The organism is Planococcus liqunii, from assembly GCF_030413595.1.
Taxonomy (GTDB): Bacteria; Bacillota; Bacilli; order Bacillales_A; family Planococcaceae; genus Planococcus; species Planococcus liqunii.
This window is the reverse complement of the sequence record NZ_CP129238.1, coordinates 2,515,681-2,530,692: the sequence shown is the minus strand read 5'-3', so window position 1 is coordinate 2,530,692 and position 15,012 is coordinate 2,515,681. Positions and strand designations below refer to the sequence as shown.

Below are 15,012 nucleotides of genomic sequence, written 5' to 3'. Positions count from 1 at the left end.
AGCAAAATGGAAGCCTGCATTTTTAAATGAAACAATACAAAAAGAGATTCCAGAATATATCATCTGGAATCTCTTTTTGTTTGCTGATTTTATTCGATTTATCAGTGAAGCGAAAATGCGCTTTAAGCTCTTCTTAAAGAAGTTTGTAAATTGATCATGAAAAAATGCCAGGCCGACGAATGTCAGACCTGGCATTATCCATGAGCGATTATACGCGCTCAACTTTTCCTGATTTCAATGCTCTCGCAGAAACCCATACACGTTTCGGTTTACCGTCTACAAGGATACGAACTTTTTGAAGGTTTGCTCCCCATGTACGTTTGCTCGAATTCATCGCGTGCGAACGGTTGTTTCCTGCACGAGCTTTGCGTCCACTAACTGCACATACTTTAGGCATGTAAGTCCCTCCTCACAAGTGAAGCTGAAAATTATAATAGAATTTCAGTTCGTTTTTCGTTTCACATACTTTAATAATTTACCATAGACATTTAGGCATTGCAACTAATTTTCACATGTCTTTCAAGAAAAAAGCCTTTACACCCAAACAGCGCCTTTTCAGGTATAATGGTTTCATGTAGAATGAAAAGAGTGAAATAGGACTCAAGGAGGAATTCTTAATGTCGATTGAATTAAAAAACGAATACGGCCAAATCGATATTTCCAATGATGTAATCGCTCAGATTGCAGGCGGGGCAGCCATTGAATGTTACGGAATTGTAGGAATGGCTACTAAACATCAAATCAGAGACGGGTTAACAGATATTTTGCGCAAAGAGAATTTCGCTAAAGGCGTTATCGTTCGCCAGGAAGATAAAGACCTGATTATCGATATGTATGTCATTATCAGCTATGGAACAAAAATTTCCGAAGTTGCTTATCAAGTCCAATCCAAAGTAAAATATACCATTACGAAGACCCTTGGCATGCCAGTCAAAGCGGTCAACATTTACGTTCAGGGAGTTCGAGTCACGAACCCGTAGTATGAGGAGGAAGAAACGGCTATGAAGTCATTAAATGGAAATCAGTTCGCGGATATGGTGGAAATGGGATCTCACCATTTGTATCAGAATGCGGATTATGTTGATGCATTGAACGTTTTTCCAGTGCCGGATGGCGATACTGGAACGAATATGAACTTATCAATGACATCAGGTGCAAAAGAAACAAAAGCGAATGCACAAGAGCATGTCGGCAAAACCGCAGGGGCTTTGTCTAAAGGACTATTAATGGGCGCGCGCGGAAATTCTGGCGTTATTTTGTCTCAATTATTCCGTGGATTTGGCAAATACATTGCAAATGAATCCGAGCTGTCTGCGGCGAAACTCGCGGAAGCGCTTCAACACGGCGTCGAAACAGCTTATAAAGCGGTGATGAAGCCGGTAGAGGGAACGATTCTGACAGTAGCGAAAGATGCAGCTGCCAAAGGCATGGAACTGGCCAAAACAGAGGAAGACATTATTGTTTTGTTCGAAGCGGTTGTAGAAGAAGCCAAAGCTTCATTGGAACGCACACCGGACCTTCTTCCGGTATTGAAAGAAGTTGGAGTGGTGGACAGCGGCGGCCAGGGGCTCGTTTATGTCTATGAAGGTTTTTTGGCGAGCTTAAAAGGGGAAGCGCTACCAGAAAAGCATGCCCATAATACAATGGACGACCTGGTCAGTGCAGAGCACCATAAGAATATTGCCGGTTTTATGGATACGGCAGATATTGAATTCGGGTATTGCACAGAATTCATGGTTAAGTTCGAATCAGGAAAAAAAGAATTCAACGAAGCTGAATTCCGCACAGACTTGAGCGCTTATGGCGATTCTTTGCTTGTCATTTCAGATGAGGAAATTGCCAAGATCCACATCCACTCCGAAGAGCCAGGCAAAGTACTTACATATGGCCAAAATTACGGCAGCTTGATTTCGATGAAAATTGAAAATATGCGCCAGCAGCACATCGACATTGTAGGAGAAGACTTCCACAAAGATGCACCGAAAGAAACGCCGAAGCATCCTTACGCTGTAGTAACCGTGGCCATGGGCGAAGGCATCGCAGATTTATTGCGCAGCATCGGCGCATCGTACGTCATTGAAGGCGGACAGACGATGAACCCGTCTACAGAAGACATCGTCAATGCCGTCAAGTCGATTGAAGCGGAACGCGTACTGATTCTTCCGAACAATAAAAACATCATCATGGCAGCGGAGCAAGCAGCAGAACTACTTGAAATTGAAGCAGCCGTAGTGCCGACAAAAGATGTACCGCAAGGAATGGCCGCTTTACTGGCATTCAATCCGGGCGCTTCTGTTGAAGACAACCACAAAACAATGACTCAAGCCTCGAAGCAAGTGAAAACCGGCTCTGTAACATTTGCAGTCCGCGACACAGCCATTGACGGCGTTGAAATCAAGAAAGATGACTTCATGGGCATTTCCGAAGGCAAGATTGTCATTTCTGACACAAGCCTGGAACGGGTGACAGAAGAATTGGTGAAAAAATTGGTAGATGAAGAAGCCGAAATCGTAACGATCCTTTACGGAGAAGACGTGACGGAAGCGGATGCTGAAAAACTTGCTGGCTTCATCGAAACATTAAATGAAGAAGTGGAAGTCGAAATCCACAATGGCAAACAGCCGCTTTACCCTTATATTTTATCAGTTGAATAATAAAGAAAAGGCGCATGCTCCGGCATGCGCCTTTTACAGCTTGTTGAGAAAGATATAGAAGAATTCCCCTTAGAATATCTCCGATATTACGCAACCCAGCTGCGCTTGCCGCGGGCGAGCGCCAAGCCTCCTCAGCCGCTTCGCGTCTTGCGGGGTCTCGGCTGTCTCGCTTTCCCGCAGGCGTCTCCGCTGGTTTGCTCCATATCGACAGTGAACTGTGAATAAAAAGCATGCATACTCATCCACTCTTTCTGATAAAAAGAGAACTTTATGAAAAAAGTGAACGGATTGTAGCGGAAAGTGGCGACTCCTGCGGAATCAGCACGAGCTGAAGACCCTGGACGGAGCGCAGTGAAGGAAGCGGCTGAAGCCGTGCCCGCGGAAAGCGTCCACTTGGAGCGAAATGGCTTAGAGAATGGAATGTTTCTAGACAGCCTGGAAAAGGCGCATGCTCCGGCATGCGCCTTTTATTTTTGTTAATTGTGGCAATATCATGTAAAATAAGATTCAAGTACTGAAGGGAAGGGGTTTGGGCAATGAAGTTCAAATCTGTTTTTGATATCATAGGGCCGGTCATGATTGGTCCCTCTTCTTCACACACCGCGGGAGCGGCACGTATTGGAAGAGTAGCGAGAGATTTATTCGGGCGCCAGCCAAAATGGGCAAAAATCCATTTATACGGTTCGTTCGCCGAAACATATAAAGGACATAGCACAGACGTCGCCATTGTGGGAGGTCTGCTTGACTACGATACATTCGATGAGCGCATCAAAACCTCATTTGAAGAAGCGCAAAAAGTGGGTATGGAATTTGAATTCATCCCTGAAACAGGGCATGTTGAACACCCAAACACGGCAAGAATTGTTCTTGGCGATGACCAAGCTGAAATGTCGCTGATGGGCATTTCCATTGGCGGAGGGAAAATCGAAATCACGGAATTGAACGGTTTCCCGCTGCGTTTGTCAGGGGAACATCCAGCAATCCTAGTGGTCCATGATGACCGTTCAGGGTGCATTGCCAACGTGGCGAACTGCTTATACAAATACGACATCAATATCGGCCATATGGAAGTTTCCCGCAAGGAAAAAGGGCGTATGGCGCTTATGGTAATAGAAGTGGATCAAAACGTCGATAAAGAAGTGATGGATGAGCTAGCTGAGCTTCCTAACATTACTCAAGTGACGCGGATCGCTGATTGAGAAAGGGGAATATACAGTGGAACCATTATTTCACAATGTAAGAGAACTGGTTGAACGCGCTGAGAAGGAAAACAAGCTGATCTCGGAAATTATGATTGAACAGGAGATCATGATCACCGACCGGCCACGTGAAGAAGTCATGAAACAGATGGACCGCAACTTGACAGTCATGGAGGAAGCGGTTGAAAAAGGCTTAAAAGGCGTACATTCGGTTTCCGGTTTAACAGGAGGCGATGCCGTCCTTCTTCAAAAATACATGGAGTCTGGAAATTCCTTGTCCGGAGATTTGCTTTTGGATGCGGTCAGCAAAGCTGTTGCGACGAATGAAGTAAACGCTGCCATGGGTACAATCTGTGCTACACCGACTGCCGGATCTGCCGGTGTCGTGCCCGGTACATTGTTTGCGGTTCAAAACAAACTGAACCCGACGCGCGAGCAAATGATCCGTTATTTGTTTACGGCGGGAGCTTTCGGATTTGTCGTTGCCAACAATGCCTCAATTTCAGGAGCTGCCGGCGGATGCCAGGCGGAAGTCGGATCAGCAGCCGCAATGGCTGCAGCAGCCATCGTAGAAATGGCGGGTGGGACGCCTCAACAAAGTTCCGAAGCATTTGCCATCACAATGAAAAATATGCTCGGCTTGGTATGCGACCCGGTTGCGGGCCTCGTGGAAGTGCCCTGCGTTAAACGAAATGCGATGGGGGCGGCCAACTCAGTTGTAGCTGCTGATATGGCGTTGGCAGGCGTTACAAGCCGCATTCCTTGCGATGAAGTAATCAGTGCGATGTACGAAATCGGGCAATCGATGCCGAGTGCTTTAAGAGAAACGGCAAAAGGCGGACTTGCCGCTACTCCAACCGGAAAATGGCTGGAAGCAAAAATCTTTGGCGGAGCCGTGGTTGGCAGTGGGCAGTAAAGATCCTGTCTCCGTTTTAAAAGGAGTAGGAAAACAAGCAGCTGAAACTTTACAGGAAATGAAAATCGAGACGATTCATGACTTGATCATGACTTTTCCTTACCGCCATGAAGATTTTCAGCTGAAGGACTTGGCAGATACGCCGCATAATGAACGGGTGACTGTGGAGGGAAGGGTCGAAAGTGAACCTTCCGTCCTTTTTTTAGGGAAAAACAAATCACGCACGACCGTGCAAGTGATGGTCGGCCGCCATCTGATCAAAGCGATTTTCTTTAACCAGCCCTACGTAAAAGCGAAGCTGCGGATCAGTGAAGTAGTGACCTTGACCGGTAAATGGGACCGTGGGCGCCAAGTCATAACAGTGTCCAACCATACCATCGGCCCACGCACAGACGGAGTCGACTTTGAACCGGTTTATAGTTTGAAAGGAAGTATTTTCCAAAAAACTTTCCGGAAACTGATGCGGCAAGCGCTTGATCTGGCAAAAGGCGATTTGGAAGACTGCCTGCCTGAACGATTCCTGACCAAATACCATTTGCCAGCCATCGAAGATGCATTGGAATGGGTTCATTTTCCGACAGATGGGGAAGCGTTGAAACAGGCAAGGCGCCGTTTTGTTTACGAAGAGCTTTTGATGTTCCAATTAAAGATGCAGGCCTTGCGCAAAAAGACCCGTGAAGAGGAAGGCGGTTCATTCATTGATTATGACTTGGACCGCTTAAAACAATTTATTGAGACCTTGCCGTTTGATTTGACCGATGCCCAAAAACGGGTGGTCAATGAAATCTGCAGGGATTTAAAAGAGCCTTTCCGCATGAACCGCCTGTTGCAGGGCGATGTGGGGTCGGGGAAAACCGTTGTCGCAGCAATTTCGTTGTATGCGGCTGTAACTGCTGGACAGCAAGGCGCGTTGATGGCTCCGACAGAAATCCTGGCGGAGCAGCATGCCAATACTTTGGCAGAATGGTTCCAGCCTTTAGCCGTGAATATTGCTTTGCTGACCGGATCTATTAAAGGCAAAAAACGCCAGCTGATCCAGGAACAGCTGGCGGCTGGCGAAATTGATATTTTAATCGGTACCCATGCCCTGATTCAGCCGGATGTCCGGTTCAAGAAGCTTGGGCTTGTCATTACCGACGAGCAGCACCGTTTTGGCGTGGATCAGCGCCGGGTTTTGAAAGACAAGGGGTACAATCCGGATGTCCTGTTCATGACCGCTACACCAATTCCGCGGACATTGGCGATTTCAGCTTTTGGAGAAATGGATGTATCCGTGATTGACGAAATGCCGGTCGGGCGAAAAGAAATTCAAACGTTCTGGATGAAAAAGGATATGTTCGGCAAGATCGTCAGCCGTATGGAAAAAGAGCTGGCTGCTGGGCGGCAGGCATATGTCATCTGCCCGTTGATCGAGGAATCCGACAAACTGGATTATCAGAATGCAGTTGATCTGTTCCAGCAGTTATCAACTTATTTTCACGGCAAGCACACGGTCGGCTTGATGCATGGAAGGCTGTCTTCCGATGAAAAAGAAGGAACGATGCGTTCGTTCACCGAAGGCGAGATAGACGTTCTGGTTTCCACTACGGTTGTCGAAGTCGGCGTCAATGTGCCGAATGCGACGTTCATGCTGATTTATGACGCCGAGCGGTTCGGTTTGTCCCAGCTTCATCAATTGAGGGGCCGGGTTGGGCGCGGCAGTGACCAGTCATATTGTGTCCTGCTGGCGGATCCGAAAACCGAAATCGGAAAAGAGCGCATGGCTTCCATGACGGAAACCAATGACGGCTTTGTTTTGGCTGAGAAGGATTTACAGCTGCGCGGACCTGGCGATTTTTTTGGCCGCAAGCAAAGCGGTGTGCCGGAGTTTAAAATGGCAGACCTTGTCCACGATTACCGGGCGCTTGAAACGGCCAGACGGGATGCGGAAGCATTGGTCAACAGTAAAGAATTTTGGAGAGGCGATGAAACCAGATGCCTGCGTGAGCACCTTGAAGAGTCAGGAGCGCTTGCTGCTGGAAGGCTGGATTAAGAATGCAGGATTCAGATAATCCTTGCATTCTTTTTTTGTTATTTATATACTCATATTAGTACCAAGTGCTAATAGCGGGCGGTGACAGGGTGAGAAAACCAAAAAAAGAGCGGCAGCGCGCGTTGACAGCGTCCATCAATGACAATCCGTTTGTCACAGATGATGAGCTGTCGACCAAATTTGATGTCAGTGTCCAGACGATCCGTCTCGACCGGATGGAACTCGGAATTCCGGAGTTGCGTGAACGCATCAAGCATGTGGCCGTCAAAACATTTGAAGATGAAGTGAAATCTTTGCCGATTGACGAAGTCATCGGTGAAATTATAGATATTGAACTCGATGAACGGGCCATTTCAATATTCGACGTGAAACCGGAACATGTTTTCCAGCGCAACCAAATTGCGAGGGGACACCATTTGTTCGCCCAGGCGAACTCTCTTGCCGTGGCGGTGATGAACGACGAACTGGCGCTGACGGTTAAGTCGGAACTCCAATTCCTGCGTCCGGTGACAGCCGGCCAGCGGGTAGTGGCAAAAGCCCAGGTAGTGGACCGCCATCCAGAGAAAAACCGTGCATACGTAAAAGTCGTTTCCTCGGTGGATTTGGCGACTGTATTTATCGGTACATTTGAAATGTACCGCATGACGGAACAAAGTGAAGGTGACGAAAAATGATTATAGCAGTAGATGGAATGGGCGGCGACAATGCCCCGAAAGAGATTATTGAAGGGGTTTATAAAGCGCTGGAAGAATTCGGTGATATATCGGTGCAGCTTTATGGCCATCAGGAAAAAATGGAGCCTTTTTTAAAACAACACGAACGGCTGAATGTAATCCATTGCGAGGAAATTATCGAAGCGACAGATGATCCAGTGCGGGCAGTGCGCCGCAAAAAAGGAGCATCCATGGTCCAGATGGCGCAAGCGGTGAAAGACGGCCGTGCTGACGCTTGTGTATCTGCAGGCAATACTGGAGCACTGATGGCAGCGGGCTTGTTTATCGTTGGGCGCATTGATGGTGTAGACCGCCCGGCTTTGGCTCCAACTTTGCCGACAATCGACGGTAAAGGATTTGTTATGTTGGATATGGGTGCAAACGCTGAAGCGCGTCCGGAGCATCTTGTCCAGTATGCAGTAATGGGCAGCATTTATGCCGAAAAAGTACGCGGCATTCAAAATCCGACAGTCGGCTTACTGAATATCGGCACGGAAGAGAAAAAAGGCAACGATTTAACGAAGGCCGCTTTTCCGTTGCTGAAAGAAGCGCCTGTGAATTTTATCGGCAATGTGGAATCGCGTGATTTGCTGAACGGCGCTGCGGATGTGGTTGTAACGGACGGCTTTACCGGCAATATGGTCTTGAAAACGATTGAAGGCACTGCGATGAATGTCTTTTCGATGATCAAAGATGTTTTTATGTCATCAACGAAGACAAAATTGGCTGCTCTTTTAGTGAAGAACGATTTGAACGGCCTGAAAGGCATGCTGGACTACAGCGAGTACGGAGGCGCCGGGTTATTCGGGCTGAAAGCACCGGTCATCAAAGCCCACGGCTCTTCTAATGCGAATGCCTTGTTCAACGCCATCCGCCAAACACGGACCATGGTTGAATATGATGTAACCGGCACGATTTACAGTACGTTGAAAAAGGAGAACCCAAATGACTAAAATTGCGTTTATTTATCCAGGGCAAGGTTCCCAAACAATTGGCATGGGCGAAAGTTTCCTCGCTGATGAAAAGAGCCGCCAATATTTCAATGATGCGGATGAAGCGCTGGGCGTTAATTTATCCCAATTGATGCTTGAAGGCCCGCAGGAAAATTTAACTCTTACATATCATGCACAGCCCGCGCTTCTTACAGTGAGCGCAATGATTACCGAACGGCTGAACCGCGCAGGCATCTTGCCAGACTTTACGGCTGGCCACAGCCTCGGTGAATACAGCGCATTGGTTGCTTCGGGGGTATTGCCGTTTGAAAAAGCGGTCGACATTGTCCACAAGCGGGGCTTGTTCATGAACGAAGCCGTGCCGGCCGGTGAAGGCGCCATGGCAGCCATTCTCGGCATGGACAGCGAAACTTTGGAAAAAGTGGCAAATGAAGTGACGGATTCAACGGGTGTCGTCCAACTCGCCAATTTAAACTGTCCGGGCCAAATTGTCATTTCAGGTACGAAAGCGGGCGTCGAAGCAGCATGTGCACTCGCCAAGGAACGCGGAGCTAAACGCGCGATTCCCTTGGATGTCAGCGGTCCTTTCCATTCCGAATTGATGCGCCCGGCGTCCCAGGATCTTGCTCAAGTGTTAAGCAACGCTTTTCTAAAAGATGCTGAGATTCCTGTAGTGACCAACGTAACGGCGAAAAGTGAAACGCACGCTTCCCAGTTCCAGGAACTATTGGTGCGCCAATTGTATTCTCCGGTTCTTTGGGAGCAATCGGTCCGTGAAATGATCGACCTCGGCGTAACGGTGTTTGTAGAAGTCGGCCCGGGCAAAGTGCTGAGCGGATTAGTGAAAAAAATCGATCGGTCGGTACAGACTTTGCCGGTCTATGATTTGGAATCATTTGAAAAAGCGGTAGAGGAGCTGTCAAAATGACCACATTAACAGGGAAAACCGCCATTGTGACGGGAGCTTCGCGCGGAATTGGCGCGGAAATCGCCCGCAAATTGGCTGATGCCGGCGCGAAAATTGTCGTCAATTACAGCGGCAGCCAAGAAAAAGCGGAAGCTGTAGTCGCACAAATTCAAGCGGGTGGCGGAGAAGCGATTGCAGTAAAAGCAAATGTATCGGATGCAGAAGCGGTAAAAGCGATGGTGGACGAAGCGATGGCCGCTTTCGGATCCGTCGACATCCTGGTGAACAACGCAGGAATTACGCGCGACAACCTGATGATGCGCATGAAAGACGACGAATGGGACGATGTCATCAATACCAATCTGAAAGGCGTCTTTATCTGTACAAAAGCGGTAACCCGCCAAATGATGAAGCAGCGTTCAGGGCGGATTGTCAATATTTCTTCGATCGTCGGGGTCATGGGAAATGCCGGACAGGCTAACTATGTCGCGGCGAAGGCTGGTGTGATCGGGCTGACGAAAACCACGGCTCGTGAACTTGCAAGCCGCGGCATTACGGCGAATGCCATCGCGCCCGGGTTTATTACGACCGACATGACAGACAAATTGAACGAAGACATTCAAAAATCAATGCTTGCCCAAATTCCTCTCGGACGTTTCGGGGAAGCCGCAGAAGTGGCAAAAGCTGCACTGTTCCTGGCTTCAGATGAAGCTTCATATATGACAGGGCAAACACTTCACCTTGACGGCGGCATGGTCATGTAACGAAAAGTTTTGTATACTGATTTGAGGGGAGGTGACGGCATTGGCAACAGTATTAGAGCGCGTAACTAAAGTAATCGTGGATCGTCTAGGTGTGGAAGAAAGCGAAGTTAAACTTGAAGCTTCATTCACAGGCGACCTTGGTGCAGATTCATTAGACGTAGTTGAACTGGTTATGGAACTTGAAGATGAATTCGATATGGAAATCTCTGACGAAGACGCTGAAGGTATGGCAACAGTAGGAGACGCAGTAACATATATCGAGAAAAAACAAGCGTAATCAACGAAAAGCGAAAGCGCCTGTACAGACCCGACAAGCTTAAGACGGTTTACCGAAGCGGTGTTTTGTGCCGCGCAGATGGACTGGTTTAAGACCTCGAGGGTCTAGGCGCTGGAGCGGGACAACGTGAAAAGCGAAAGCGGCCGTTGTTGACTATTATTATTACTTAATACCACTAATCGGCGCACAATCGCTTATCCAAAGCGGCTGTGCGCCGATTCTCTTTTTGCACTATCCACTGAAAACAGGTAAAATCAAAGGAAGAACGTCAAAGGAAGGCAGATTATAAATGGCAATGAAAAAGAAACCAAACCCGCAAAAGCCGGGTTCAATCAAAGAAAGCGCGCGCTTGGCTTTTGAACAGCTGCAAAAAGAGCTGAATATCGAATTTAAAAACCCTGCACTGCTATACCAAGCTTTTACCCATTCATCTTATGTGAATGAGCATCGAAGAAGACATTACACGGACAACGAGCGCCTCGAATTTTTAGGGGATGCAGTATTGGAGTTGTCGGTATCCCATTTCTTGTATGCGAAATACCCTGAAATGAGCGAAGGCGAATTGACAAAGCTGCGTGCAGCCATCGTTTGTGAACCGTCGCTTGTGTTGTTTGCCAATGAACTTAATTTCGGCAAATACATCCTGCTTGGGAAAGGCGAAGAACAAACGGGCGGGCGGACGCGTCCGGCACTCCTCGCCGACGTTTTCGAGTCGTATATCGGGGCTTTGTATTTAGACCAGGGAATGGAGCCAGTGGTCAAATTTTTGGAAGTCGTTTTGTTTCCGAAAGTAGGCACCGGTGCTTTTTCGCATGTGATGGATTATAAGAGCCAATTGCAGGAATTGGTTCAGCAAAAAAACAACGGCGCATTAATTTACGAAATCATTGATGAAAAAGGGCCTGCACATAGCCGGATTTTTGTCACACGGGTATCGCTGGCTGATCAAGAACTTGGCATCGGGAATGGCCGGTCCAAAAAAGAAGCTGAACAGCAAGCCGCACAGCTGGCAATCCAAAAATTGCAGGAAGCAATGGAGGATTAGAACATGTTTTTGAAACGATTAGAAGTCATGGGATTCAAGTCATTTGCCGATCGGATCGGCATTGACTTTGTACCGGGCGTAACAGCTGTTGTCGGGCCAAACGGAAGCGGCAAAAGCAATGTAACAGATGCCATCCGCTGGGTGCTCGGCGAACAGTCGGCAAAATCCCTGCGGGGCGCAAAAATGGAAGACGTTATTTTTGCCGGCAGTGATTCGCGTAAACCTCTTAATTTTGCGGAAGTAACTTTAATTTTGGATAATACAGACGGCAGAGTCCCTCTCGATTACAGTGAAATCAGCGTAACGAGGAGGGTTTTTCGAAGTGGCGAAAGCGCTTATTTGCTAAACAAGCAAAACTGCCGGTTAAAAGATATAACGGATTTATTCATGGATTCGGGCCTTGGAAAAGAAGCTTTTTCCATCATCTCACAAGGCCGGGTGGATGAAATCCTCAACAGCAAGGCCGATGAACGCCGTTCGATTTTTGAAGAAGCGGCAGGCGTGCTGAAATACAAACAGCGGAAGAAAAAAGCCGAAGTGAAATTAAACGAAACCGATGAAAACTTAAACCGAGTTCTGGATATTTTGCACGAACTGGACGGGCGCATGGAGCCGCTGCAGATCCAGGCTTCAGCTGCAAAAGATTATATTGATATGAATGAACAATTGAAAGACGCAGATATTGCTTTGCTGGCATTTGATTTGACAGCGCTTGAAGAGGAACTGTCTGCGTTGTCTTCAGAGACGGCGTCGCATGAAGAAAAAGAAAAAGAATTAGCGGCAGAGATCAATGAAAAAGAAATAGCCGTTAAAGGCATACGAACGGCCCTGTCCAAATTGGACCATCAGATTGAAAAATCACAGAATCAGCTTGTAGAAGCCAGCAGTGAGAGCGAAAGATGGGAAGGCCGCAAATTGCTGATGTCTGAGAAAAAGAGCAATGCGCACCGCCAAGCCCAGCAATTGCAGGACAGCCTGGAAGCGGAAAAAGCAGAAAACGATTTTCTGGATAAGAAATACAGCGAACAATCCGCTTTGCTGGAAGAGCAAAAAGCGGAGCAGCTTTCCATCCGGCAAAGCATTAAGTTGCTGGAAGAGCAGTTGAACCGGACGCCGGCTGATATTGACAACGATATCGAAAGCCAAAAATCGACTTACATCGAGTTGATGAACGAGCAGGCAACTGTAAGAAATGAATTGAAAAACATCGGTTTGCAGGAGCAGCAATTGTCTGCTTCCAGCAGCCGGATCGCGGTACAGCAAGCAGACTTCACGGCGGAAATCGCTAAGCTGGAGAAGGAAAAAACCGCAGCGGATCAGAAAATGGCTGAAATCCAAAAAATGCTTGCAGACAAGAGGGCTTTGTACAAAGAAACGGAAATTTCCTTCCGTGACATGAAAGAAGCCTTTGATAAAAAACAATCGATGCTTTTCCAGGCGTATCAGTCCCAGAAACAGTTAAACGCACGCGTGGAGACACTTCAAGAATTGGAAGCGGACTTTTCCGGGTTTTTCCAAGGGGTACGGGAAGTACTTGTTGCACGTGATAAACGCCAATTAAAAGGGGTTGTCGGAGCAGTCGCGGAAATCGTTCAAGTAGAGCAGGGCTTTGCCAAGGCGATTGAAACGGCGCTTGGTGCAGCCAGCCAGCACATCGTGACAGAAACTGAACAGCATGCACGTGAAGCCATTGAGTTTTTGCGCAATAAACGCGCTGGCCGATCGACTTTCCTGCCGATGAGCGTGATGAAATCCAGAAAAATTTCAGGGCAGACGATCGCTTCGATTGAAAAGCATCCGTCGTTTGTTAAAATGGCATACGAATTGGTTGGCTATGATGCGGCTTATGGCATGATTATTGAAAATCTTTTAGGGAATGTCATCATTGCATCCGATTTAAAAGGTGCTTCTGCAATTGCAAAACTGACGATGAATCGTTACCGCGTCGTCACTTTGGATGGCGATGTAGTCAATGCCGGCGGATCGATGACAGGAGGAGCCAGCAAATCCCAGGCTTCTTTCTTTACCCGCAAAGCAGAACTTGAACAATTGATTGCGCAGTCGAAAGAACTGGCAGAAACGATTGGAAATGCGGAGAAAACGGTCCAAAAAGAACAGGCTGAAGTGCATGCCAAGGAACAGCGCTTAAACAATCTGCGTTCTGAAGGTGAAAAATACCGCGACTTGGAATCTGAGCGTGCGATGACGCTAAGAGAAATTGAGGCTGTACTGAAGACGACGAAAGACCGGTTCCTGCTTTTCCAGGCAGAACGGAAAAACCGGGATTTTGATTTGACTTCAGTGGTATCAAGAAAAGAAGCGGCGGCTGCACGGCTTGATGAAATCGGTGGAGAACTGGATGCCATTTCCCAACATATTGAGGAATTGACGCAGTTCAAACACCAAAACGAATCGGCGCGCGATTTGGTTCTGGATAAGCTATCGGACCAAAAATCCCAGCTTGCTGTCATGAAAGAACGGGTTGCCCAGTTGATGCGGAGCGAATCGGAACTTCTTGAACGGAAACTGAAAAGCGACCGCAAACTGGAAGAGATCCAAAAAGAGCTCCAATGGATTCAGTCGGATGAGGCGGCGAAAGTCTACTCCGATGAAGAAATTATCCAGGAAATCGCGATGTGGACAGAAAAGAAAGTGCTTGAACAGCAAACCATTCAGAAATTGCGGCAGGAACGCACAGAACGACATGCCGAAATGACTGCGGTGGAAGAACAATTGAAAGAAATGCAGCGCATTTACAAAGGCTATGTAGAAGCCATCCGCATATGTGAAGTGAAATCGACGCGCGTTGAAGTCCAAATCCAAAGCTTCTTTGCGCAGTTGGAAACCAACTATCAAATCACGCTCGAAGAAGCGAAAGCTTATGAATTGGCAGATGAAGAATCGGTTGTCCGCAAAAAAGTGAAATTGTTGAAGCAATCCATCGAAGAATTAGGGCCGGTCAATATCGGAGCGATTGAAGAGTTCGAACATGTATCCGAACGCCACGGCTTCTTGACGGAACAGCGCAACGACTTGAACGAAGCGAAAGAAACACTGCGCACCGTCATCAGTGAAATGGATGAAGAAATGACGAGCCGTTTCGATGATACGTTCCATGCAATCCGCCAACAGTTCCAGCGCGTCTTTAAGGAGTTGTTCGGAGGGGGCGCAGCAGATCTGGTGTTGACCGATCCGGACGATTTGCTGATGACCGGCATCGAAATCATCGCACAGCCTCCGGGCAAGAAACTGCAGAATCTAAGTCTCTTGTCAGGCGGAGAGCGGGCTCTAACAGCGATTGCCTTATTGTTTGCGATTTTGAAAGTCCGTCCGGTGCCGTTCTGTGTGCTGGATGAAGTGGAAGCAGCGCTTGATGAGTCGAATGTTGTACGCTACAGCCAGTATTTGAAGAAATTCAGCAAAGACACGCAATTCATCGTCATCACGCACCGCAAAGGCACAATGGAAGGCGCCGACGTCTTATACGGCATCACCATGCAGGAATCAGGGATTTCAAAATTGGTTTCTGTTAAACTGCAGGAAGAACTATAA

General features: G+C 47.7%; 13 protein-coding genes. 12 read left to right on the top strand and 1 reads right to left on the bottom strand.

The window, feature by feature from the left end; genetic code table 11:
• Window positions 1-208: 208 nt before the first annotated feature.
• Window positions 209-397, bottom strand: a complete 189-nt coding sequence (gene rpmB, locus QWY22_RS12805; protein WP_036806766.1) for a 50S ribosomal protein L28 — start codon at window positions 395-397, stop codon at window positions 209-211.
• A gap of 220 nt (window positions 398-617) precedes the next feature.
• Between rpmB and QWY22_RS12800 the strand changes: the two genes are divergently transcribed.
• The 12 genes from QWY22_RS12800 to smc all read left to right on the top strand — a co-directional run bounded on the left by QWY22_RS12800 (window position 618) and on the right by smc (window position 15,012).
• Window positions 618-980, top strand: a complete 363-nt coding sequence (locus QWY22_RS12800; RefSeq protein WP_036806763.1) for an Asp23/Gls24 family envelope stress response protein — start codon at window positions 618-620, stop codon at window positions 978-980.
• A gap of 21 nt (window positions 981-1,001) precedes the next feature.
• On the top strand, window positions 1,002-2,654 hold the full coding sequence (locus QWY22_RS12795; RefSeq protein WP_300981231.1) for a DAK2 domain-containing protein: 1,653 nt from the start codon (window positions 1,002-1,004) through the stop codon (window positions 2,652-2,654).
• Between the two features lie 536 nt (window positions 2,655-3,190).
• Entirely contained in the window at window positions 3,191-3,853 is a 663-nt protein-coding gene (sdaAB, locus tag QWY22_RS12790) for an L-serine ammonia-lyase, iron-sulfur-dependent subunit beta (protein ID WP_036806757.1), read from the top strand.
• 16 nt (window positions 3,854-3,869) lie between these two features.
• Window positions 3,870-4,769 (top strand): L-serine ammonia-lyase, iron-sulfur-dependent, subunit alpha, encoded by a 900-nt coding sequence (gene sdaAA / locus QWY22_RS12785; protein ID WP_300981230.1) that lies wholly within the window; start codon window positions 3,870-3,872, stop codon window positions 4,767-4,769.
• Window positions 4,759-6,801: an ATP-dependent DNA helicase RecG gene (recG, locus tag QWY22_RS12780; protein WP_300984389.1), complete on the top strand. Its 2,043-nt coding sequence runs from the start codon at window positions 4,759-4,761 to the stop codon at window positions 6,799-6,801. Before sdaAA ends, recG begins: the two co-directional genes overlap by 11 nt.
• Before the next feature lie 89 nt (window positions 6,802-6,890).
• Window positions 6,891-7,475 carry a transcription factor FapR gene (gene fapR / locus QWY22_RS12775; RefSeq protein ID WP_300981229.1) on the top strand — a complete coding sequence of 195 codons (585 nt, stop codon included), beginning with the start codon at window positions 6,891-6,893 and terminating at the stop codon, window positions 7,473-7,475.
• On the top strand, window positions 7,472-8,467 hold the full coding sequence (gene plsX, locus QWY22_RS12770; RefSeq protein WP_300981228.1) for a phosphate acyltransferase PlsX: 996 nt from the start codon (window positions 7,472-7,474) through the stop codon (window positions 8,465-8,467). Before fapR ends, plsX begins: the two co-directional genes overlap by 4 nt.
• Window positions 8,460-9,395 (top strand): ACP S-malonyltransferase, encoded by a 936-nt coding sequence (gene fabD, locus QWY22_RS12765; RefSeq protein WP_300981227.1) that lies wholly within the window; start codon window positions 8,460-8,462, stop codon window positions 9,393-9,395. The genes plsX and fabD overlap by 8 nt, the downstream gene beginning before the upstream one ends.
• The gene (gene fabG, locus QWY22_RS12760) at window positions 9,392-10,138 is read left to right on the top strand and encodes a 3-oxoacyl-[acyl-carrier-protein] reductase (RefSeq protein WP_300981226.1); all 747 of its coding nucleotides are present in this window, start codon (window positions 9,392-9,394) and stop codon (window positions 10,136-10,138) included. Before fabD ends, fabG begins: the two co-directional genes overlap by 4 nt.
• Before the next feature lie 40 nt (window positions 10,139-10,178).
• Window positions 10,179-10,415 (top strand): acyl carrier protein, encoded by a 237-nt coding sequence (acpP, locus tag QWY22_RS12755; RefSeq protein WP_036806740.1) that lies wholly within the window; start codon window positions 10,179-10,181, stop codon window positions 10,413-10,415.
• 289 nt (window positions 10,416-10,704) lie between these two features.
• Window positions 10,705-11,460 (top strand): ribonuclease III, encoded by a 756-nt coding sequence (gene rnc, locus QWY22_RS12750; RefSeq protein WP_036806721.1) that lies wholly within the window; start codon window positions 10,705-10,707, stop codon window positions 11,458-11,460.
• 3 nt (window positions 11,461-11,463) lie between these two features.
• Window positions 11,464-15,012 (top strand): chromosome segregation protein SMC, encoded by a 3,549-nt coding sequence (gene smc, locus QWY22_RS12745; RefSeq protein WP_300981225.1) that lies wholly within the window; start codon window positions 11,464-11,466, stop codon window positions 15,010-15,012.

What these genes read in the sequence shown, in the direction of transcription:
- QWY22_RS12800 (WP_036806763.1), top strand. Translation starts at nt 618, where the DNA reads ATGTCGATTGAATTAAAAAACGAATACGGCCAAATCGATATTTCCAAT.
- fabD (WP_300981227.1), top strand. Translation starts at nt 8,460, where the DNA reads ATGACTAAAATTGCGTTTATTTATCCAGGGCAAGGTTCCCAAACAATT.
- fabG (WP_300981226.1), top strand. Translation starts at nt 9,392, where the DNA reads ATGACCACATTAACAGGGAAAACCGCCATTGTGACGGGAGCTTCGCGC.
- smc (WP_300981225.1), top strand. Translation starts at nt 11,464, where the DNA reads ATGTTTTTGAAACGATTAGAAGTCATGGGATTCAAGTCATTTGCCGAT.
- plsX (WP_300981228.1), top strand. Translation starts at nt 7,472, where the DNA reads ATGATTATAGCAGTAGATGGAATGGGCGGCGACAATGCCCCGAAAGAG.
- rnc (WP_036806721.1), top strand. Translation starts at nt 10,705, where the DNA reads ATGGCAATGAAAAAGAAACCAAACCCGCAAAAGCCGGGTTCAATCAAA.
- rpmB (WP_036806766.1), bottom strand. Translation starts at nt 397, where the DNA reads ATGCCTAAAGTATGTGCAGTTAGTGGACGCAAAGCTCGTGCAGGAAAC.
- sdaAB (WP_036806757.1), top strand. Translation starts at nt 3,191, where the DNA reads ATGAAGTTCAAATCTGTTTTTGATATCATAGGGCCGGTCATGATTGGT.
- QWY22_RS12795 (WP_300981231.1), top strand. Translation starts at nt 1,002, where the DNA reads ATGAAGTCATTAAATGGAAATCAGTTCGCGGATATGGTGGAAATGGGA.